The organism is Paraburkholderia phenoliruptrix (assembly GCF_019511605.1).
GTDB classification, from domain to species: Bacteria; Pseudomonadota; Gammaproteobacteria; order Burkholderiales; family Burkholderiaceae; genus Paraburkholderia; species Paraburkholderia phenoliruptrix_A.
Map to the genome: position 1 here is coordinate 25,752 of NZ_JAEUAV010000004.1, position 22,002 is coordinate 47,753.

The window sequence follows — 22,002 nt, forward strand, 5'->3', positions numbered from 1 at the left end:
GCCGTCGGTAACATGGACCAGCAGCAGTCGGTTACTGGCTGAAGAGGCGCCGCGTGGCCGGGGAGCCGGCCGGAATGCCGGCCTGCTCGAGCTTGGCGTAGAGCGTCATCAACTGCTTTTCGATGGCGAGCAGCGCGGTCTCCGGCAAAGGCCGGCGGCCGTCGTCCACTACCCGGCCGCCAATGCGCTCCGCGAGCGATTTCGCGTAGTCGCACATCAGGCGGAACGGCAGGATGTCTTCGTCGGCCACCGGCACGTCGAGCACCAGCGTGATCATCTGGCCGCCCTTGTAGGTGAGGTCGTCGCGCAGGAAGTTGGTGTCGCCGAATTGCAGCATGAACACCGGGCTCTGGCGCGCGTCGAGCTTGACGAAGCGCGTGCCGTCGCGCGAGAGCAGCAAGCCGTCTTGCGAGGCGACCGCCTGAACGTAGTTCGCCGACCAGGGCGCACCGTCCGAGAGCACGTTGATCGACAACTGCGCGTCACATTGCGCGGCGAAACCGTCCAGCTCGCGCGCCATCGCAACGGTTTCGAGCATGTCCGGAAATTCCGGCGCTGCGTCGAGCGCGTCCGCGAACTGCTGAACGCCCGTCACGAATTCGGAGAACTCGAGTTCGTTGAGCGCACCGCTGCGGTTGGCCAGTTGCGCTGCCGCGCGCAGCTCTTCGTAGCGCGCGCCGTTTTGCAGCAGCTCCCACGCGCCGCCTTCCAGCTTGCCTTCTATATGCACCGGCTTGCTGCCGGCGCGGCGCAGGCGTTGCGCAAGCGGGATCACCTTGTCGCCCGCCACCGGTCCGTTCAGACGGATCGGCACGATGCAGTCGATGCGCCGATCGACGATGGCCGGCGGCGCCGACGAGATCGTGGTCGCAGCGGGCAGGATCGGCTCGATCTCTTCGTCGGGCTCGCCCGAGGCTTGTGCGGCAGTTGGTGCAGCGGCGTCTCTGCTCGCTTCGGTGCTCGCGCCACGTTGCGCGCCGTCTTCGTCGTCTGCGGAAATGAAGCCGTTGGGCGTAGTGGTCTCGGCCTGAATGTCCGCCGGCGTATCGAGCGGCGCGGCGCCCGCCGGCGCGCCGAACGTCGGTTCGACCCGCGCGGACGCGGGGTCGGCCGCCGCTTGCGCGCCGACCACCGGCTCGCGGCGGGTGGTTGGCCGGGCCGGTTCGATGAACGGGCTCTGCTCCTCGTGGTCGTCGCGCGCGAAATTCTCCGCCGAGTCCGCCGGCATAGGCCGCGGCATCTTGCGGCGCACCTTGGCGCTCTGCCACGCGTTATACACAACCACGCCCCCGACCACCACGGCACCCGCGCCGATCAAACCGAGTGTCAACTCGTCCATGCATGCTCCATCAGCAATTCTTTACGTGCGCGGCTTCTCGCCCGCCCGCGTGTCGCGCAGCCGGCGGCCGCAGCGCTGTGCGCGGGCGCCCGCGCTTCCATGATTCAAACGAAACTCAAACGATATTCTGGGCGAAACCCGCAGCCGTTTCCATGTCGACGGCAACGATGCGCGACACGCCCTGCTCCTGCATTGTCACGCCGATCAGTTGCTGCGCCATTTCCATCGCGATCTTGTTGTGCGAGATGAAAAGGAACTGGGTTTTGTCCGACATCGCGCGCACGAGGTTCGCGAAACGTTCGGTGTTGGCGTCGTCAAGCGGTGCGTCCACTTCGTCGAGCAGACAGAACGGCGCGGGATTCAGCTGGAACATCGCGAACACCAGCGCGGTCGCGGTTAGCGCTTTTTCGCCACCGGACAGCAGGTGAATCGTCGAATTCTTCTTGCCCGGAGGCTGCGCCATGACCTGCACGCCGGCGTCGAGAATCTCGTCGCCGGTCATGATCAGCCTCGCCTGGCCGCCGCCGAAAAGACGCGGGAACAGCTCGCCGAAATGACGGTTCACCTCGTCGAACGTGCCTTGCAGCAGCGTGCGCGTTTCGGCGTCGATCTTGCGGATCGCGTCTTCGAGCGTTTCGATCGCGCTCGTCAGGTCGGCCGACTGCGAGTCGAGGAAGGTCTTGCGCTCCGTGGCCGCCTTCAGTTCGTCGAGCGCGGCCATGTTGACAGGACCGAGCGCAATGATCGCGTTGTTGATTCGCGTGACCTCGCCTTGCAGATACGAAGGCTTCATGTCCGGCGTGAGCTTCGCCTGCAACTGTGCTTCGTCCACGCCGGCCGCAGCCAGTTGCTCGATGAACTGTTCGGCGTTCAGGCGCGCGGCCTGTTCCTTCAGCTGCAATTCGTTGATGCGGTCGCGCAGCGGCTGCAATGCGCGTTCGGTGGACAGACGCGTTTCGTCGGCGGCGCGCAGCTTGGCGGTCAGATCGTCCAGTTCGAGGCGCGCGGCGTGCAACGCCTCTTCCTTCACCGCGCGGATGTCGAGCGCGTCCTGCAAGCCGGTGTGCGCCGTCTGTTCGTTGATCGTTTCGAGCTCGGCACGCGCGTCTTCGAGCGAGGCCGCGACGCGCTCGCTCTGCTCGTGCGCAACCTGAATGCTGCGCTTGAGTTCGTCGATGCGATTGGCCATGTTGCGCGCGGCGAACCGCGCGTCCGTGGCAGCGCGGTCCAGATCGCGCGCCTGGCCGCGTGCGGCGCTCAGCTCTTCGTCGAGCGCCTCGAAAGCCAGTTGATGATCTTCGAAACGGGCCTGCAACTCCGCGAGCTCGCCGTCGTAACGCTCGAAGTTCGCTTCGGACTCTGCACGCAGCGCGCGCTGTTCCTCGATTTGCGCGTTGATTTCCTCGAGTTCCTCGCGAATCTGCGTGCTGCGCTGTGTGTAGCGCTCGTGCGCCTGAGTGAGCTTGAGCACGTCGAGTTGCAGCGCGTGCACGCGTTGCGTCGCGCGCTCGGCCTGTTGACGCACCTCGGTTAACGCCTGTGCGGCTTGCGAGTGCGCGGCTTCGGCGCGGATCGCGGCGGCCTTCGCTTCGTCGGCGAGCAGCGCCTGGGCGCGCACCTGACGCGCGAGATTTTCGATTTCCTGCTGACGGGCCAGCATGCCGGCCTGCTCGGAATCGGCCGCATACAGTTGCACGCCGACGCGCGTCACCACGTGCCCAGCCTTGACGACGAACGAGCCGCCTTCCGGCAACTGCGAGCGCATGCCAAGCGCCTGCTGCAGGTCGTCGGCGACGAACGCAAGGCCCAGCCAGTCGTTGAGCACTGCTCGGATGCCGGCGTCGTCGATACGCACGAGCGACAGCAGCGGCCGCAACGTGGGCGGCGCCGCCACCGGCTGGCCGGCAGCAGGCGGCGCGTAGAACGCCAGCTTGGCGGGCGGCGCGTCGGTCGCGAAAGCCTTGACCCAGTCGAGATTCGACACTTCGAGCGCGGCGAGGCGCTCGCGCAGCACGGCTTCCAGCGCGGTTTCCCAACCGGCCTCGACGTGCAGCTTCTTCCACAGGCGCGGCAAGCCGCCCAGCTCGTGCTTTTCGAGCCATGGCTGGATCTTGCCCTCGGTCTGCACGTTCTCCTGCAACTGCTTGAGCGCGGCAAGGCGCGCGTCGAGCTGATGAATCTGCGCGCTTTCGGCCTGCACACGTTCCTGCGCGGCGCGGCGCTCTGCGTCCAGACGCGGCAGCGTTTCCTGCGCCTCTCCGAGACGCGCCTGTGCGTCATGCAGAATCTCTTCGTGCTCCGCGAGTTGCATGCGCAACTCTTCGAGCTGCGCTTCATCCGGCGCATCGAGGCCGCCGGCCTCCACCTTCAGGCGCTCCTGACGCTGTTGCAACTGCTGCAATTGCTGGTCGGCATTGCGTTGATGCGCGGCTTCGAGCTTGAGCGCCTGTTCGGTCTGCGCGATACCGCCGCGCTCGGTGTTGAGTTCCGCCTGGGCGTCGCGCCAGCGCGCTTCGAGCGCGGGCATTGCGTCGTGCTTTGCAGCGGCTTCTTCTTCGGCGAGCACCGCTTTTTCTTCGGCGACGGCAAGTTGTTCCTCGGCGTCTTCGAGATCGCCTTGCGCCTTTTCAGCCTGCGCTTGCCACTGCTCGCGCTGCGCGCTGAGCGCGGCGATTTGCGCCTGCACGCGATTGCGCGACTCGACGATGAACTTGATCTCCGCCTCGAGCCGGCTCACTTCGGCATTCGCCTCGTAGAGCGCGCCTTGCGCGCCCTGCATCGCGTCGCTCGCGGAATAATGCGCAACGCGCAGCGTTTCGAGCTGCGCTTCAACGTCGCGCAGCCTCGCGGTCTGCGCCTCCAGGTCGATCTGCGCCTGTTCGATGGCGCGCTTCTGACGCTCCTGTTCGCTGCCCGCTTCGTTCTTGCGCAACAGCCACAGCAGACGCTGCTTCTCCTCACCGTCGCTTTGCAGTTCCTTGTAGCGCGTGGCGACCACCGCCTGCCCTTCGAGCTTTTCCAGATTGGTACTTAGCTCGCGGATGATGTCCTCCACCCGCGTCAGATTTTCCCGCGTGTCATGCAGACGATTCTCGGTTTCGCGGCGGCGTTCCTTGTACTTGGAGACGCCTGCGGCTTCCTCGAGAAACACCCGCAGTTCTTCCGGCTTCGCTTCGATCAGGCGCGCGATCATGCCCTGCCCGATGATCGCGTAGGCGCGCGGCCCGAGGCCCGTGCCGAGGAAAATGTCCTGAATGTCGCGGCGACGCGCCGGCAGGTTATTGATGTAGTAGCTCGAGGTGCCGTCGCGCGTAAGCACGCGTTTCACGGCGATCTCCGCGTATTGGCCCCACTGGCCGGCGGCGCGGCCGTCCGCGTTGTCGAACACGAGCTCGACGCTCGCACGGCTGCCGGGCTTGCGCGCCGTCGAACCGTTAAAGATCACGTCCTGCATCGACTCGCCGCGCAGCTCCGAAGCGCGCGACTCGCCGAGCACCCAGCGCACGGCGTCGATGATGTTGGACTTGCCGCATCCGTTCGGTCCGACCACGCCGACTAGCTGGCCGGGAACCTGGAAATGCGTGGGATCGACGAATGACTTGAATCCAGCGAGTTTGATCGAGGTCAGACGCACGGCGATTTCGCTGTTTGAGAAGGAAAAATAATAGGTGGCTCGCGAAGGCCGCGCGAGCCGTTCGCTGCTGCGGCGATACGCTCGGCGGTCCTTGCCAGCCCTCGGGAATTGAAGTGCCGACTGCAAGCGGGTCGCGCCTGCGTCGGCCAATGAGGGGCAATCATACCATCGCGCGTGGGCGGTTCTTGCCCTGCCGGTGCTGACCGTCCTCGGGCTCGTGTTGATTGCTGCGATGGTTGCTACGCTCGGGGCTGCGGTCGTCGGGTTGGTTGCCGCGGTCGTCCCGATGGTCGCTGCGGTCGTCGCTGCGGTCGCGCTTCTCCAGGCCGTCGCGCTTCTCATGGTCGCCGCTGCCGTCGCGGTCGCCACGGTCGCCGCGGTCATCGCGCTCGAGATGCTTGCTGCGAAGCCCGTCGTCGATATGGACGGTGCGGTCGCCAGAGGCAAGGTGGACGCCTAGACCGCCGGCTTCGGCGCCGCCTGCGTCCTGATTGGCGGGATCGGACGGCAGCGCGTTGGTGCGATGCACCCAGCTTGACAATGCCGACGCGAGCACGATGCACGCACCGCCCGCCCATTCGCGAGGGCCTGGCGCCTCGCCGGCAAATAGCCATGCGGAAAGCGCCGTGACCACGAGCTCGAACAGCATGATGATCGAGGCGCGGTTGGCCGGCACGCGCGCGAGCCCATACTGCACCAGCATGTTGTTCGACGCGAGCAGGAACCCAAGGCCAAGCACGAGCCACGCGGCGCTCACCAGATGCGCGCCGGCGGGCGGCGCGGGCATCGCCTCGAACAGCGACGCGCACGCGCCGAATAGCGCCGCGCCGCCGAAGATGGTCGCGGTGCGCATCTCCGGCTTCATCTGCGGCAGGATCCGGCTCGTCTTCAGGATCAGCACGTTGCTCATCGCAAAGCCCATTCCGCCCGCAAGTCCCGCCCATTCAGCGAGATTGGCCGGCAGCGGAATGCCGGCCTTTGGCGACCACAGCATGGTCACCGCGCCCGCAAGCGACAGCGCGGCGAGACCCACGCCGGACCGGGTCAGCCGCTCATGAAGAATGAAGTGCGCGAAGAGCGCGGTCCAGGCCGGTGTCAGATAGAACAGCAGCAGCACGCGCATGACTTGCCCGTGGATCGAGCCCCACACGAAACCGAGGTTCGTGATGCCCGCGGCGAGCGCGAGAGCCGGCAGCAGCCAGTGCCAGCGCACGGTCCGGATCGCGCCGCGACGCACGATCAGCACGAAGAGGCAACCGGCGCCGCTCGTCAGCGCGCTCGCGGCCGTGCCCGTGACGCCAAGCGAGGCCAGCATCCGCAACGGATACCAGATCATTCCCCACACGGAGGCGCCCAGCATGATGGCGAGCGTCGGCCAGCCTGTCCGAAGCCAGTTGGTCATGGCGACGGGCTCCCGCTTATCTTCTCGATGCCGCTCATGCCCATATTGCTGTTGGCGGCCGGGGCAGCGGCCTTTTCGACTCTGCCTCTGCCGCTGCGTCCTGCCGACATCTCCTCGACTCCTGCGTACATCGCTGCTCCTGCTTGTATTGCCACGTGAACCGGCCAGCCGGCGCATCGTCCTGGCGCCGCACGCCGCCTGCGCGCTTTGCGCTGTCTGCCTTACGCCTGACCCGCGCCGCGGCGCGCCACGCTATAATCCTTTGCCCGCCGCCGCTGCGGTCCCGCCGCCGCTTCCAGTTGCCTGACGGGACATCGGCGCCGGGCACTGCGCAAAAGCACGCAAAACCGCATGCGCCGTCGTACCTCGTTGCGCGCCCTCTTCGATCAGGCCCGATCCGCCCAGTGAATCCGCTACTCGACTCCCTTCAGCCCTATCCGTTCGAAAAGCTGCGCTCGCTTTTCAAAGACGTCACGCCGGCTGCCGGCTTCGCACATATCAGCTTCGGCATTGGCGAGCCGAAACATCCGACGCCCGCGTTGATACGCGACGCCGTGATCGCCTCGCTCGGCGGTTTGTCCGCCTATCCGGCCACGCTCGGCTCCTTGCCGTTGCGCGAGTCGATTGCGAACTGGGTCACGCAGCGCTACGGGCTGCCGCCCGTGGATCCGGCCACTCAGGTGCTGCCGGTGTCGGGCTCGCGCGAGGCGCTGTTCGCCCTCGCGCAAACGGTCATCGACCCCAGGCGCAACGCGCAGGGCGAGCCTGCGATCGTACTCTGTCCGAACCCGTTCTACCAAATCTACGAAGGCGCGGCGATTCTCGCGGGCGCCGCGCCGTACTTCGTGAACAGCGATCCGGCGCGCAACTTCGCGTGCAACTATTCGGCGGTGCCCGCCGAGGTGTGGGCGCGCACTCAGCTGCTGTACGTCTGCTCGCCCGGCAATCCGACGGGCGCCGTGCTCACGCTCGACGACTGGCGCGAACTCTTCGCGCTGTCGGACCGTCACGGCTTCGTGATCGCTTCGGACGAGTGCTACTCCGAGATCTATTTCGACGAAGCGAATCCGCCGCTCGGCGGGCTTCAGGCCGCGCACCAGCTCGGCCGCGGCTACGAGCGGCTCGTCATGCTGTCGAGCCTCTCCAAGCGCTCGAACGTGCCGGGCATGCGCTCGGGCTTCGTGGCCGGCGACGCTGCCATCCTCAAAGACTTCCTGCTGTACCGCACGTACCACGGCGCGGCGTTGTCCACGGTCTATCAAAGCGCGAGCATCGCGGCCTGGAACGACGAAGCGCACGTGCGCGAGAACCGCGCCAAATACGTGCAAAAGTTCTCGACCGTCACGCCCATGCTCGCCGAGGTGCTCGACGTGCGTCTGCCTGACGCCGCGTTCTACCTGTGGGCAGAGGTCTCGCGCACCGGTCTCACGGATACCGCGTTCGCCCAGCGTCTTTACGCCGACTATAATGTGACGGTTCTGCCCGGTTCGTACCTCGCGCGTACCGCGCACGGCGTGAACCCCGGCCGCAATTTCGTGCGCATGGCGCTCGTTGCCGACGTCGACGAATGCACAGAGGGCGCGCAACGAATCGTCAGTTTTTGCCGCGGGCTCGCGGGCTGAGTTTCGCGCGGCCGGCGTCCGGTTCGTGTCCACGGTGTCCGGTCTCCGGTCTCCGGCTGACGCCCACGCCTCGCCGCCATTCTTCCGATTTCAACTCTTCAGAAAAGCACGCATATGTCGCAACAACTTCAGCAAATTATCGACACCGCCTGGGAAAACCGCGCCGAGCTGTCGCCCAAGGCCGCTCCGGCAGACGTGCGTGAAGCCGTCGCCCACGCCATCGAGCAACTGGACAAGGGCGCGCTGCGCGTGGCCGAGAAGAAGGACGGCGACTGGGTCGTCAATCAATGGCTGAAGAAAGCCGTGCTGTTGTCGTTTCGCCTCGAAGACAACGCGCCGATGCCGGCCGGCGGCTACAGCCAGTTCTACGACAAGGTGCCCTCGAAGTTCGCCAACTACAGCGCCGAAGACTTCGCGGCCGGCGGCTTTCGGGTGGTGCCGCCCGCCATCGCGCGGCGCGGCTCGTTCATCGCGAAGAACGTCGTGCTGATGCCGTCGTACACCAACATCGGCGCCTATGTCGACGAAGGCACGATGGTCGACACGTGGGCAACCGTCGGTTCGTGCGCGCAGATCGGCAAGAACGTGCACCTGTCGGGCGGCGTGGGCATTGGCGGCGTGCTGGAGCCGCTGCAGGCGAACCCGGTCATCATCGAAGACAACTGCTTTATCGGTGCGCGTTCGGAAGTGGTGGAAGGCGTGATCGTCGAGGAAAACTCGGTCATTTCGATGGGCGTGTACCTCGGCCAGAGCACCAAGATCTACGACCGCGAAACGGGCGAAGTCACGTATGGCCGCATTCCTGCGGGCTCGGTCGTGGTGGCGGGCAACCTGCCGTCTAAGGACGGTTCGCACAGCCTCTACTGCGCCGTGATCGTGAAGAAGGTCGACGCGAAGACGCGTGCGAAGGTCGGCCTGAACGAGCTGCTGCGAGGCGACTGATGGCACGCGGCACCAAAACTGTCGTCTACGGCATTCCGAACTGCGACACCGTCAAGAAAGCCCGCGTGTGGCTCGCTGAGCACGGCGTGGAGTTCGAATTTCACGACTTCAAGAAGGCCGGCGTGACGGAGCCGCTCGTGCAGGACTGGCTGAAGGACGTGAAGCTCGACGCGCTGCTGAACCGTCGCGGCACCACGTGGCGAGGCCTGTCGGACGACATGAAGGCCGCCGCCGAAACGCAGCCGGGCGCCATCGCGTTGATGATCCACAAGCCTTCGGTGATCAAGCGGCCCCTGCTGGTGGTGAACGGGCGAGTGAAGTCGCTCGGGTTTTCACCGGACGAATACGCGGCGTTGTTCGCGTGAAGCGCCGGGCGGTGCTGTTTGCGTGAGCGCGGCGTGGTTTTCGTGAACGCAGCGCTCTTCGTCAAAGCGCGCCGCAATCATGAGCACCTGGCGCGCCTCCCTCACAGGCCGCGCTATCGCGTGCGGGCCCGCCCCGGCCGCGTTGGGTCAAAAGCTGTTGCCGGCTGCGGTGCTACACCGCCCGCCGGCATTTTTTCATTTTCAAGTGGCTTGTACTGAATCCATGTCCGGCACCCTTGCCCTTACCGAACAACTGATCGCGCGCGCCTCCGTCACGCCCGACGACCAGCATTGTCAGCGCCTGCTGATCGAGCGCCTGTCCGCGCTCGGCTTCGAGCACGAAACCATCGAATCGAACGGCGTCACGAACCTGTGGGCCGTCAAACGCGGCGTCGACGGCCATGCGGGCAAGCTGCTCGCCTTTGCCGGCCACACGGACGTGGTGCCCACCGGCCCGCTGGATCAATGGCATTCGGCGCCGTTCGTGCCGACTCATCGCGACGGCAAGCTGTACGGCCGCGGCGCCGCCGACATGAAAAGCTCGATCGCGGGCTTCGTGGTCGCCAGCGAAGAGTTCGTCGCGACGCACCCCCAGCATCGCGGCTCGATCGCCTTCCTGATCACGAGCGACGAAGAAGGCCCCGCCACCGACGGTACCGTCAAGGTCGTGGAAGCGCTGCAGGCGCGCGGCGAGCGCATGGACTACTGCATTGTCGGCGAGCCGACCTCCAGCGCGCAGTTCGGCGATACGGTGAAGAACGGCCGGCGCGGCTCGATGTCCGGCAAGCTCGTGGTGAAGGGCGTGCAAGGCCACATCGCCTACCCGCATCTGGCTAAGAACCCGGTGCATCTGCTCGCGCCGGCGCTCGCCGAACTGGTCGCCGAACGCTGGGACGACGGCAACGAATACTTCCCGCCCACCACGTGGCAGGTGTCGAACATCCGCAGCGGCACGGGCGCGAGTAACGTGATTCCGGGCCACGCCGAGGTCATGTTCAACTTCCGCTTTTCGACGGCGAGCACCGTGGACGGTCTGCAGCAGCGAGTCCACGCGATTCTCGACAGACACGGTCTCGCCTACGATCTGCAATGGACCGTGAGCGGCCTGCCGTTTCTCACGCCGCACGGCGAGCTGTCGAGTGCGCTCGCCAAAGCGATCAAGGACGAAACCGGCGTGACGACCGAACTCTCGACCACCGGCGGCACCTCGGACGGCCGCTTCATCGCGCGCATCTGCCAACAGGTGGTCGAGTTCGGCCCGTTGAACGCCAGCATTCACAAGATCGACGAACATATCGAAGTCGCACATATCGAGCCGCTGAAGAACGTGTATCGCCGCGTGCTTGAACAACTGATCGCCTGAGCCCGGCATTTCCAGGCACATTCCAGGCACACCCGAGGACTATTGCGATGACGCTGCCCTTTTCCACTGTCCGCGACCTGCTGCGCTTCGCGGTGTCGCGTTTCAACCAGGCCGGCCTGTCGTTCGGCCACGGCTCGGCCAACGCTTACGACGAAGCGGCTTACCTCATTCTGCACACGTTGCATCTGCCGCTCGATCTGCTCGAGCCGTTCATGGACGCGCGCCTTTCGGCGGCGGAAATCGACGCGGTGCTGAACGTGATCGAGCGCCGCGCCACCGAGCGTGTGCCGGCTGCCTACATCACGCAGGAAGCGTGGATGCACGGCTTTCGCTTTTACGTCGACGAACGCACGATTGTGCCGCGTTCGTTTATCGGCGAGCTGCTGCAGGACGGGCTGCAACCGTATGTCGAAGACCCCGAACAGGTGAGCGGCGTGCTCGAGTTGTGCACCGGCTCGGGCTGCCTCGCCATTCTCGCGGCCCACGCGTTTCCGAATGCGGACATCGACGCGGTGGATCTCTCCGCGCCGGCTCTGGAAGTTGCCGCGCGTAACGTGGCGGACTACAAGCTCGAGGACCGCATCGCGCTGTTCGAAGGCGACCTGTATGCGCCGCTCGCGCAACGCCGCTATGACGTGATCATCAGCAATCCGCCGTATGTGAACGCTGCGTCGATGCAGGAGTTGCCGGCCGAGTACAAGCACGAGCCGGAAATGGCGCTGGCGGGCGGAGCCGACGGCATGGACATCGTACGGCGAATCATTGCGGACGCACGCAACTGGCTGACCGAAGACGGCGTGCTCGTGATCGAGATCGGCAACGAGCGCCATCACGTCGAGGCCGCCTTCGGCGGGCTGAATCTCGTTTGGCTGTCGACGAGTGCCGGCGACGACAACGTGTTCCTGATCCAGGCCGCGGATCTCCCGGTCTAGAAACTTGACGATATTGCGGCCCCGGCAGCGCGCGGCGGTGACGACGACCCTTGCGGCCGGCGCGCGTTTCCGGGGGCGACCTTCGCGCGGCGCACCGCCGGCGTTTGCTGCGTTTGCTGCCTTTGCTGCGTTTGCTGCCTTTGCTGCCTTTGCTGCGTTTGCTGCCTTTGCTGCCTTTGCTGCCTCTGCGCCCACACGCCGCCCGCCCGCAGGCCTCACCATCACCCCAACTCCGCCGCGTTCGGTAAGATGAGCGCCGTTAGCTCGCGAGCTGCCCGCGTTCGCCCCGCGACCCGCTGCAGCTACTCGCCCAACCTTTCGCTCGCCTATGCAATTCGACCTGCTTCACGTCGGCACGCTGGTGGCCCTCGCCCATGTACTCGGCGTCATCGCAGCGTGCCACGCGATTCTCAACACCCGCACGTCGCAAGGCGCTATTGCGTGGGCGGTGTCGCTGGTCGCCATGCCTTACCTGACGCTCGTCCCTTACCTCTTTCTCGGACGCAGCAAGTTCGCCGGTTACGCCGACGCGCGCCGCGTCGAAAATGAACTGCTGCGCACCCACGCGCATCCGCCGCAGTGGGACAAGCTCGCTTCGTCCGCGCAACTGCCCGCGCACGTGCTGGGCGGCAGGCTCGTGCATTCGCTTACGCGGCTTGGCGGCATGCCCTTTCTGCCGGGCAATTTCGTGCGCACGCTGGTGAACGGCGCCGCCACCTTCGAGGCGATTTTCGAGGCCATCCAGCAGGCACGCCATTACATCATCGTGCAGTTTTTCATTGTCCGCGACGATGCGCTGGGCGAAATGTTCAAGGACTCCTTGATCGCCAAGGCGCAACAAGGCGTGCGCGTCTATTTTCTCTACGACAGCATCGGCAGCTTCGATCTGCCGCATCGCTACGTGGCGTCGTTGCGCGCGGGCGGCGTGGAAACGCATCCGTTCGCCACCAATCGCCTGTTCGTCAACCGGCTGCAACTGAACTTCCGCAATCACCGCAAGATCGTTTCCGTGGACGGCGAGCGCGCGTTTGTGGGCGGGCACAATGTCGGCGTGGAGTATCTGGGCGGCAAGCCGCCGCTTTCGCCGTGGCGCGACACGCACATCGAAGTCCGCGGGCCGGCGGTCGCGAGCATCCAGTTCGTGTTTACCGAGGACTGGTACTGGGCGACCCAGCAGTTGCCCCAACTCGACGTGCCGCCCCATGACGCCCATGACCGCAATGACCCCAATGACGCCAGCAACGCGTCATGCGCCTCTGACGCGCCCGCCTCACCTGCGGCGCCGAACTTTGCGCACCACGCTGCGTCCAGCAACGCGTCGAGCAGCGCCTCCACGAGCGCGACACCCAACCACGACATGCACTGCCTCGTCGTGCCGAGCGGCCCCGCCGACAAGCAGGAAACCTGCTCGCTCTTTTTCGTGGAAGCGATCAACGCGGCGCGCGAGCGCATCTGGATCACCACGCCCTACCTAGTGCCCGACGAAGCCGTGTTTTCCGCATTGCGGCTCGCGGCGCTGCGCGGCGTCGACGTGCGCATTCTGATTCCCGCGCGGCGCGACCACGTGGTGGTGTTCGAAGCCTCGAAACTCTACGCTTACGATTCGCTGCGCGCGGGCATTCGCATCTTTCGCTACCAGCCGGGGTTCCTGCATCAGAAGGTCGTGCTGATCGACAGCGTGGCCGCAGCGGTGGGCAGCGCCAATCTCGACAACCGTTCGTTCCGGCTCAACTTCGAGATCATGGTGCTGACCGTCGATCAGACATTCGCGCAGGAAGTGGAAACCATGCTGCTCGCGGACTTCGCGCAATCACGCGAGATAGACCGCAACGAGTACCGCCAGGCAAGCGCCGTGCGGCGCGTGCTGATGCACGTGGCCCGGCTTTTCTCGCCCATACTCTGACGCGTCGCCACGCGGCGCCGCTTTCACAACAGCTTTTCGATGTCCTCGGTAATCGCCTCGGGCTTGGTGAGCGGCGCATAGCGCTTGACCACATTGCCGTCGCGGCCGATCAGGAACTTCGTGAAATTCCACTTGATCGCTTCGAGGCCGAGCAGACCCGGCGCCTCGCCCGTCAGATAGCGGAACAGCGGATGCGCGTTCGCGCCGTTCACGTCGACCTTGTCGAACATCGGAAAGGTCACGCCGTAATTCTTCTCGCAGAAGCTGCCGATCTGCGCCGCGTCGCCCGGTTCCTGCTTGCCGAACTGGTTGCATGGAAAGCCGAGCACCGTGAGCCCGCGCGCCGCGTAGGTGTCGTAGAGCTTCTGCAAGCCTGCGTATTGCGGCGTGAACCCGCATTCGCTCGCCGTGTTGACGATCAGCAGCACCTTGCCTTCGTACTGCGCGAGACTCACTTCGTCGCCGCCTAGCGTGCGGGCCGAAAAAGAATAAATCGATGTCATGTGCTCTCCCACGAAAGCCGTCAGTCTATGTCAAAAGCGCGGGCGGTACAGTCGGCCGAACGGCCGATGCCGGCTAAGAGCCCGGTGTGATTCCCGGCAGTCTAAAATAGGCGTTTTTCTCCAGCCGGCCTCCTTGTGATCCGCTTTAACCAGTTCAGCCTCGCGCGCGGCACCAAGCCGCTCTTCGACAACACCACCTTCACGCTGAATCCGGGCGAAAAGGCCGGCCTCGTGGGCGCGAACGGCGCGGGCAAGTCGACTCTGTTTGCCGTGCTGCTCGGCGAACTGCATGCGGACGGCGGCGATTTCTCGATTCCGCCGACGTGGCAGATCGCGCATGTCGCCCAGGAAACGCCCGCCGCGGACAAGACCGCGCTCGCCTACACGCTCGACGGCGACGCCGCGTTGCGCGCCATCGAAGCGCGCATTGCCGCGGCCTCCGCCGCGCACGACGGCGCGGCCGAAGCGGAAGCGCATGCCGCCTTCGCGGACGCCGACGGCTACACGGCGCCAGCCCGTGCCGAGGCGCTACTGCTTGGCCTCGGCTTCACCCTCGAACAGACGCGCGAGCCGGTCAGCAGCTTCTCGGGCGGCTGGCGTATGCGCCTGAACCTCGCGCAGGCGCTGATGTGCCGCTCAGACCTGCTGCTGCTCGACGAACCGACCAACCACCTGGATCTCGACGCCATTGTCTGGCTCGAAGACTGGCTGCACCGCTATCCGGGCACGCTCATCGTGATCTCGCACGACCGCGAATTTCTCGATTCGGTCTGCAACGTCACACTGCATCTGGAGCAACAGCAGATCAAGCGTTACGGCGGCAATTACTCGCAATTCGAAGTGTTGCGCGCGCAGCAGATCGCGCTGCAACAAAGCGCGTACGAAAAGCAGCAGCGCACGGTCGCGCATCTGCAGAGCTACATCAATCGTTTCAAGGCGCAGGCCACCAAGGCCCGTCAGGCTCAAAGCCGCGTGAAGGCGCTCGAAAAGATGGAACTGATCGCGCCGGCGCACGCCGCGTCGCCCTTCACCTTCGAATTCCGAACGCCCGATTCGGCGCCCAATCCGATGATGGTGATGGAAGACGTGCGCTGCGGCTACCACGCTGAAGACGGGGCGGAGATTCCGATCGTCGAGCGCGTCATGCTGTCTATCCAGAACGGCCAGCGCATTGGCTTGCTCGGCGCGAACGGCCAAGGCAAGTCCACGTTGATCAAGACGCTCGCCGGCACGCTCGCGCCGCTCGGCGGGCACGTGCGCGAGGGCAAGGGCCTGCGCATCGGCTATTTCGCACAGCATCAACTCGAAACGCTGCGCGCCGACGACACGCCGTTGCAGCACCTCGCGCGCCTCGCACCGGACACGCGCGAGCAGGAACTGCGCGACTTCCTCGGTAGTTTCAATTTCTCCGGCGACATGGCCACGTCGAAGATCGCGCCGTTCTCCGGCGGCGAAAAGGCGCGGCTCGCACTCGCTCTGATCATCTGGCAAAAGCCGAACCTGCTGCTACTCGACGAACCGACCAACCACCTGGACCTGGAAACGCGCCACGCGCTCACCATGGCCCTCGCACAATTCGAAGGCACGCTCATTCTGGTGTCGCACGACCGGCATTTGCTGCGTGCCACGACCGATCAGTTCATGCTGGTCGCAAAGCACCGTCTGCAGGAATTCGACGGCGATCTCGACGATTACCGGGACTGGCTGCTGCAACACGCAGCCGAGCAGCGCGCGGCGCTGAAGGCGGGCAACGCGCCCACCGGCGGCGAGGCCGGCGTGGGCGGCGCGGACAGCGGCGTGAACCGCAAAGAGCAACGCCGGCTCGAAGCGGAATCGCGGCAGAAGCTCGCGCATCTGAAGAAGCCTTTGCAGAACCGCATCAGCAAGATCGAGAAAGAAATGGAGGGACTCAACGCGGAAAAAGCGACGCTCGACGCGTTCGTCGCCGATCCGGCCAGTTACGAGCCCGCCCAGAAAAGCAAACTGACGGAGGCCATTCGCCGTCAGGCAGACGTGAACGCGCGCCTCGAGACGCTCGAAGCCGAATGGCTCGAGACGCACGAGGAACTCGAACAAATCGGCTAGCGGCGCGCGCCCCGCGATCCGCGCCGGCATCGACGAGAGGTTGGCCTTGTCATCTGCAACGTTCTCCGCTGCGCCTTCTGGCGACTCCGCGAAAGCGGAGGTCGCGCCGCCTCCCTTGCAGGGACTGCGCGTGCTGGACCTCACGCGCCTGCTGCCGGGTCCGGTTGCCGCGCTGCGGCTCGCGGAACTCGGCGCCGAAGTGCTGAAAATAGAAGCGCCGGGGGCCGGCGACCCGACTCGCACGATGATGCAGTCGTCGAGCGACCGCGTAGCCGGGCGGCCTGGGGCGTTTTACCGGCTCGTCAATCGCGGCAAGCGCGAGACGCGCCTCGACCTGAAGTCGGAAGCGGGACGCAATGTGCTGCGCGCGCTCGCAGCCGAAGCAGACGTTCTGATCGAGAGCTTCCGCCCTGGCGTGATGGACCGGCTCGGCGTGGGCTACGCGACGCTGCGCGCGGTCAATCCGCGGCTCGTGTACTGCGCGATCAGCGGCTATGGCGCGAGCGGCCCATTCGCCGGTCATGCGGGGCACGACCTGAACTACATCGGCTACGCAGGCGTTCTCGACCAGCTCCTGAGCCGCGACGGCACGCCAATCGTGCCCAATTTCCAGATCGCCGATCTGCTCGGCGGCGCGCTCAGCGCCGTCACGCAGATTCTCGCCGCGTTGTGGCATGTGTCGCGCGGCGGCGAGGGCCGTTTCGTCGACGTTTCGATGACGCACGCCACGCACGCGCACAACGTGGTGGCGCAAGTCGCACTGGCCAACGAGAACGCGGCAGCAGACGCCGCGCGGCCGGCCACCGAAACGACAGGCGCGGGCCACGGCCTGCTCAATGGCGGCGTGCCCTGCTACAACCTGTACCGCACGCAGGACGGCCGCTGGCTTGCGGTCGGCGCGCTGGAGCTGAAATTCTGGGAAAACCTGTGCATGGCGCTCGACCGCCCGGAGTGGGCGACGCGCCATTGGAGCCTCGGTCAGGCGATCGGCGGCCCGGACGCCGAGTCCCTGATGCAGGAACTGGCCGATTTGTTCGGCACGCGCGCACTCGACGAATGGGTCGCGCTGCTCGAGCCGCTCGACTGCTGTGTGTCGCCGGTGTTGAGCGCAGCCGAAGCGGCGCGGCATCCGCTCTTCAATCCCGAGGCGCGTGCAGCGCTCGAGGCGAATCGGGGCGATCAAACGGATCAGGCTCATGAAGAAAACCATGAGCCCGACCCGCACACCGGGCAAGACAAAGGGCTAGGGATGCCCCGCCCGCGTACCTGAGTCCCGTGCCCGCCCGCGACTACCGCCGCGCCGCCGTTTGGCGCGGCAAGGTTTGACGCGGCGTCTTTTCGTCGTCGTAAAGCACGTGCTTGCGGCCTTCCACGTGGCGATTGATCGTGGCGCGCACGTCGGCGGCGGTCGCGTCGCCGGCTACCACGCGGCGAGAAATCTGCCCCGCGCGGTCGATCCACTCGACGATCCGGCAAGCGCCGCCCCAAGGTTGATGAATGGGCGCGGAGACCCGGCAACCGCGCACCTGTATCGGGCGTTCGGCCAGGTTTTCATGTGACTGTTTCAAGGCGCGATCCTTTTTCAGGCATCAAGGGATGCAATAGCTTTGCAGCTTAAGGAAAAAGGAAGGGCTTGTTGGTTACAGGCAACCTGGAGATATTTACCGCGCATTACGGCAGGCGCGCGACAGCGCCCACCTCAAATGGCATGGGACCTGTCTAGTCGAGCGTGCGGACCCGGTCGATAGCCTGTTCGAGGCGCTCGACCGCAATCACCTGTAAGCCTTCTATCGGCTGCTTGGGCGCGTTTGCCTTCGGAATGACGGCCACCGAAAAGCCGAGCTTGGCGGCTTCCTTCAGACGCTCCTGGCCTCGCGGCGACGGCCGGATCTCGCCGGCGAGCCCCACTTCGCCGAACACCACGAGTCCTTTGGGCAGCGGCTTGTTGCGCATGGACGAATGAATCGCGAGCAACACCGCCAGGTCTGCGGCCGGCTCTGTGATCTTGACGCCGCCCACCGCGTTGAGAAACACATCCTGATCGAAACAGGCAATGCCCGCATGCCGGTGCAGCACCGCAAGCAGCATCGCAAGACGGTTCTGCTCGAGGCCGACGGCAAGACGCCGCGGATTCGGCGCGTTGGCGGAGTCGACCAGCGCCTGCACTTCGACGAGCAGCGGCCGTGTGCCCTCCTGCGTCACCAGCACGCACGAACCCGGCACCGATTGCTCGTGCTGCGACAAAAAGAGCGCCGACGGATTGGCGACGCCGCGTAAGCCGCGCTCGGTCATCGCGAACACGCCCAGTTCGTTGACCGCGCCGAAGCGGTTCTTGATCGCGCGAACGAGGCGGAACGACGAATGCGTGTCGCCCTCGAAGTACAGCACCGTGTCGACGATATGCTCGAGCACGCGCGGCCCGGCGAGCGCGCCCTCTTTCGTCACGTGGCCGACCATGATGATCGTGACGCCCGACTGCTTCGCGATACGCGTGAGTTGCGCCGCGCATTCGCGAACCTGCGCGACCGAGCCCGGCGCCGACGTCAGCGCATCCGAATAGACGGTTTGAATCGAGTCGATGACGGCGACGTCGGGCCGCTCGTCGGCAATCGTCGCCTGGATTTTTTCGAGCTGGATTTCGGCGAGCAATTTGAGCTCGCTCGCTTTCGAACCTGGTTCGAGCAGCGACAAGCGTTGCGCGCGCAACGCGATCTGGGCGGCCGATTCCTCGCCGCTGATGTACAGCGCACGCCTGTCGGCGGCGATTTCGGCAAGCGACTGCAGCAACAGCGTGGATTTGCCGATGCCCGGGTCGCCGCCGATCAGCACCACGCCGCCCGGCACGAGGCCGCCGCCGAGCACGCGGTCGAATTCGCCGACGCCCGTGGAAAAGCGTGGCACGTCGGACGCTTCGATATCGGCGAGACGCCGCACGGGTGCGCTTTTCGCGAGCGACTGGAAGCGATGCGCGGACGGCGCCTCGGCCACCGACTCCACCAGCGTGTTCCAGGCCTGACACGACGGACACTGCCCTGCCCATTTCGGCGACTGCGCGCCGCATTCACTGCATACGTACACCGTTTTTGCTTTTGCCACGCGTTCCTGCCCGGGTTACTGTTTGTTGTTCTGCTTCAGTTGTTCTGCTTCAGTCGTGCTGCTTCAGTCCTGGTATTCTGTGCATCGTGGCACACGCTGCACCGAGCGGCGCGCACAACGCCCCGCTGCGCTCGCGTCACTCCGCGCGCACGGGTACGCGCGGCGCAACCGCGCACATCAACTCGTAGCCGATGGTGCCGCACGCGCGCGCAACGTCGTCGATGGGTAGCGAGGTGCCCCACAGTTCGACCCGCGAGCCGACGTTCGCCGTGGGCACCGGCGTGAGGTCGACGGTCAGCATATCCATCGACACGCGCCCCACGATCCGCGTACGCACGCCGTCCACAATCACGGGCGTGCCTTCGGGCGCGACGCGCGGATAACCGTCCGCGTAGCCGCACGCCACCACGCCGATGCGCATTGGCGCGCGCGCCTTGAAGAGCGAGCCGTAACCAACCGTCTGCCCTTCAGGGACGGACTGCACGGCGATCAGTTCGGAGGCGAGCGTCATGGCCGGCTGCAGGCCGGTGCCCTCGATGGCGGCGGACACGCCCGAAGGCGACGCGCCATACATGATGATGCCCGGGCGCACCCAGTCGAAATGCGATTGCGGATGCCACAGCGTGGCGGCCGAATTGGCGAGGCTGCGCGCGCCGGCAATGCCCTGTGCGCCGCGCTCGAACGCTTCCATCTGGTGGGCAACGCCGCGCTCGCTGTCGGCGTCGGAGAAATGGGTCATCAGCGTGATCTGGCCGACGCCCTGGCAGGCGCGCGCCCGCTCCCACGCCGCGCGGAATTTTTCCGGCGTGTAGCCGAGCCGGTTCATGCCGCTGTTCATTTTCAACTGGATATTGACCGGCTTGGATAACCGCGCCATTTCGAGCATGCGCAACTGCTCGTCCGAATGCAGCGCCGTGGTGAGGCTGTAGCGGTCGATGACGTCGATATCCGTCGGACGAAAAAAGCCCTCCAGCAAAAGAATCGGACCAGCCCAGCCCAATTCACGCAACTTCACGGCTTCTTCCAGGTCCAGCAACCCAAAGCCGTCGGTTGCGCGCAAGCCCGGAAACGCCCGCGCGAGCCCGTGCCCGTAGGCATTGGCCTTGACGACCGCCCAGATTTTCGACTTTGGCGCATAGCGGCGCGCGACGGCAAGGTTATTGGCGAGGGCGGAGGTGTGAATCGTGGCTGAGAGGGGGCGCGGCATGGAATTTTTTCGTAAAGACGCTTGTGAATCAGCGGCTTACAGGGCGTTTTCAACGCGCGGCAGCCCGCTGGGCGGTGCGATCAAGGATTCTGCTAGTCTGAATGCAGCTATTTTCATGATATAAAGCCGTGCGCACAACCCATTTCGAACGGCATAAGCCCGGACGCATAACAAACGGCCGGGGCGGACAGACCGCAGCGAGGACAGCATCGCATCAGATGAAAAAAGGTTTTTACACCATCATGGCCGCGCAGTTTTTTTCGTCGCTGGCCGACAATGCGCTTCTGATCGCCGCTATCGCACTGCTGAAAGATCTACACGCCCCGAACTGGATGACGCCGCTGCTCAAGCTGTTCTTTGTGCTGTCGTACGTCGTTCTCGCCGCCTTCGTGGGCGCGTTTGCCGATTCCCGCCCGAAAGGCCGCGTCATGTTCATCACGAACACCATCAAGGTGGTCGGCTGCATCACGATGCTGATCGGCGCGCATCCGCTGGTTGCGTACGGTATCGTGGGTTTCGGCGCGGCCGCATATTCTCCCGCCAAATACGGCATTCTCACGGAACTGCTGCCGCCTGATCGCCTCGTTGCCGCCAACGGCTGGATCGAAGGCACCACGGTCGGCTCGATCATTCTCGGCACGGTGCTGGGCGGCGCGCTGATCAGCCCGCATATTGCCGCGCCCATTTTGCGGCACCACATTCCCACGGTGAACACGCCCGCCGAAGCGGCCATGCTCGTGATCATGGTGATCTACGTGATCGCCGCACTCTTCAATCTGCGCATTCCCGATACCGGCGCGCGTTATCCGAAACAGGAACACGGTCCGATCAGGCTCGTCACGGATTTCGCCGACTGTTTCGTGGTGCTGTGGCGCGACAAGCTCGGCCAGATTTCGCTCGCGGTCACCACGCTCTTCTGGGGCGCGGGCGCCACGCTGCAATTCATCGTGCTGAAGTGGGCGGAAGTGTCGCTCGGCATGTCGCTTTCCGAAGCTGCAATCCTGCAGGCGGTGGTCGCGGTCGGCGTCGCGGGCGGCGCGATCTTCGCGGCTTCGCGCGTGCCACTGAAAAAGTCGCTGTCGGTTCTGCCGGTCGGCATCATGATGGGCGTTGCCGTCATGCTGATGGCGTTCTACACGCGCCACCTGTTCCCGGCTCACTGGGGCCTGTACTTCGGCCGCATGCACGTGCCGGGTTACCTGATCTTCGCCTACCTTTTCCTGATGGTGGTCGGCGGCCTGTCGGGCTTCTTCGTGGTGCCGATGAATGCGCTGCTCCAGCATCGCGGCCACGTGCTGCTGTCGGCCGGACATTCAATCGCCGTGCAGAACTTCAACGAAAATCTCTCCGTGCTGATCATGCTGTGCCTGTACGCGGTGCTCGTCTGGCTCGACGTGCCGGTCGCCGCAGTCATCGTGCTGTTTGGCACCTTCGTCTGCCTGATGATGTGGCTCGTGATGCGGCGTCACCAGGCCAATCAGCGCGCGTTCGACTCGGTTGCGCTGATCGGCGAAGTGAAGCACTGACTCGTGCACCGAACCACGCACCGAAGCAGGCAACGAACCGCGTGCGGCCCGCTTGCCTCGCGCGGCCAATGGCGGCCGGCCGA

Annotated in this window: 15 protein-coding genes and 1 pseudogene; 9 read left to right on the forward strand and 7 right to left on the reverse strand. The window is 65.2% G+C overall.

Annotated features, from left to right (window positions below):
- Positions 1-31: 31 nt before the first annotated feature.
- The 3 genes and pseudogenes from JNB89_RS07940 to JNB89_RS07950 all read right to left on the reverse strand — a co-directional run.
- On the reverse strand, positions 32-1,339 hold the full coding sequence (locus tag JNB89_RS07940; protein ID WP_220361846.1) for a cell division protein ZipA C-terminal FtsZ-binding domain-containing protein: 1,308 nt from the start codon (positions 1,337-1,339) through the stop codon (positions 32-34).
- A gap of 115 nt (positions 1,340-1,454) precedes the next feature.
- Complete coding sequence (smc, locus tag JNB89_RS07945) at positions 1,455-4,973, reverse strand: chromosome segregation protein SMC (RefSeq protein ID WP_220361847.1); 3,519 nt, start codon at positions 4,971-4,973, stop codon at positions 1,455-1,457.
- A 460-nt stretch (positions 4,974-5,433) separates the two neighbouring features.
- Positions 5,434-6,375, reverse strand: a pseudogene (locus JNB89_RS07950) (DMT family transporter); the annotation flags it as partial.
- A gap of 404 nt (positions 6,376-6,779) precedes the next feature.
- On the opposite strand from JNB89_RS07950, the gene dapC reads away from it, so the two are divergent.
- The 6 genes from dapC (at position 6,780) to JNB89_RS07980 (ending at position 13,502) form a co-directional block, all read left to right on the forward strand.
- A complete protein-coding gene (gene dapC, locus JNB89_RS07955; RefSeq protein WP_220361849.1) occupies positions 6,780-7,997 on the forward strand; it encodes a succinyldiaminopimelate transaminase in 1,218 nt (405 codons plus the stop codon).
- A 114-nt stretch (positions 7,998-8,111) separates the two neighbouring features.
- A complete protein-coding gene (gene dapD, locus JNB89_RS07960) occupies positions 8,112-8,939 on the forward strand; it encodes a 2,3,4,5-tetrahydropyridine-2,6-dicarboxylate N-succinyltransferase (RefSeq protein WP_013338871.1) in 828 nt (275 codons plus the stop codon).
- A complete protein-coding gene (locus tag JNB89_RS07965) occupies positions 8,939-9,304 on the forward strand; it encodes an ArsC family reductase (protein ID WP_220361850.1) in 366 nt (121 codons plus the stop codon). The genes dapD and JNB89_RS07965 overlap by 1 nt, the downstream gene beginning before the upstream one ends.
- Positions 9,305-9,527: 223 nt before the next feature.
- Entirely contained in the window at positions 9,528-10,667 is a 1,140-nt protein-coding gene (dapE, locus tag JNB89_RS07970; protein WP_220361851.1) for a succinyl-diaminopimelate desuccinylase, read from the forward strand.
- Between the two features lie 47 nt (positions 10,668-10,714).
- The gene (gene prmB, locus JNB89_RS07975; protein WP_135894482.1) at positions 10,715-11,599 is read left to right on the forward strand and encodes a 50S ribosomal protein L3 N(5)-glutamine methyltransferase; all 885 of its coding nucleotides are present in this window, start codon (positions 10,715-10,717) and stop codon (positions 11,597-11,599) included.
- A gap of 328 nt (positions 11,600-11,927) precedes the next feature.
- Entirely contained in the window at positions 11,928-13,502 is a 1,575-nt protein-coding gene (locus JNB89_RS07980; protein WP_220361852.1) for a cardiolipin synthase, read from the forward strand.
- Between the two features lie 23 nt (positions 13,503-13,525).
- Here the strand turns inward: JNB89_RS07980 and JNB89_RS07985 are convergent, their stop codons facing one another.
- A complete protein-coding gene (locus tag JNB89_RS07985; RefSeq protein WP_013338866.1) occupies positions 13,526-14,005 on the reverse strand; it encodes a glutathione peroxidase in 480 nt (159 codons plus the stop codon).
- Positions 14,006-14,140: 135 nt separating this feature from the next.
- On the opposite strand from JNB89_RS07985, the gene JNB89_RS07990 reads away from it, so the two are divergent.
- Together JNB89_RS07990 and JNB89_RS07995 are read left to right on the forward strand one after the other, a co-directional pair.
- The gene (locus JNB89_RS07990; RefSeq protein WP_013338865.1) at positions 14,141-16,090 is read left to right on the forward strand and encodes an ATP-binding cassette domain-containing protein; all 1,950 of its coding nucleotides are present in this window, start codon (positions 14,141-14,143) and stop codon (positions 16,088-16,090) included.
- Between the two features lie 115 nt (positions 16,091-16,205).
- The gene (locus tag JNB89_RS07995; protein ID WP_222858927.1) at positions 16,206-17,360 is read left to right on the forward strand and encodes a CaiB/BaiF CoA transferase family protein; all 1,155 of its coding nucleotides are present in this window, start codon (positions 16,206-16,208) and stop codon (positions 17,358-17,360) included.
- Between the two features lie 19 nt (positions 17,361-17,379).
- Here JNB89_RS07995 and JNB89_RS08000 read toward each other — a convergent pair whose 3' ends face one another.
- The 3 genes from JNB89_RS08000 to alr all read right to left on the reverse strand — a co-directional run bounded on the left by JNB89_RS08000 (position 17,380) and on the right by alr (position 20,393).
- Positions 17,380-17,658: a DUF2866 domain-containing protein gene (locus JNB89_RS08000; RefSeq protein ID WP_220361853.1), complete on the reverse strand. Its 279-nt coding sequence runs from the start codon at positions 17,656-17,658 to the stop codon at positions 17,380-17,382.
- 151 nt (positions 17,659-17,809) lie between these two features.
- The gene (radA, locus tag JNB89_RS08005; RefSeq protein ID WP_220361854.1) at positions 17,810-19,186 is read right to left on the reverse strand and encodes a DNA repair protein RadA; all 1,377 of its coding nucleotides are present in this window, start codon (positions 19,184-19,186) and stop codon (positions 17,810-17,812) included.
- Positions 19,187-19,322: 136 nt separating this feature from the next.
- Complete coding sequence (gene alr / locus JNB89_RS08010; RefSeq protein ID WP_013338861.1) at positions 19,323-20,393, reverse strand: alanine racemase; 1,071 nt, start codon at positions 20,391-20,393, stop codon at positions 19,323-19,325.
- Positions 20,394-20,611: 218 nt separating this feature from the next.
- Here alr and lplT point away from each other — a divergent pair, with 218 nt between their 5' ends.
- Positions 20,612-21,919, forward strand: coding sequence for a lysophospholipid transporter LplT (lplT, locus tag JNB89_RS08015; protein ID WP_220361855.1), 1,308 nt, complete (start codon positions 20,612-20,614; stop codon positions 21,917-21,919).
- Positions 21,920-22,002: the final 83 nt, after the last annotated feature.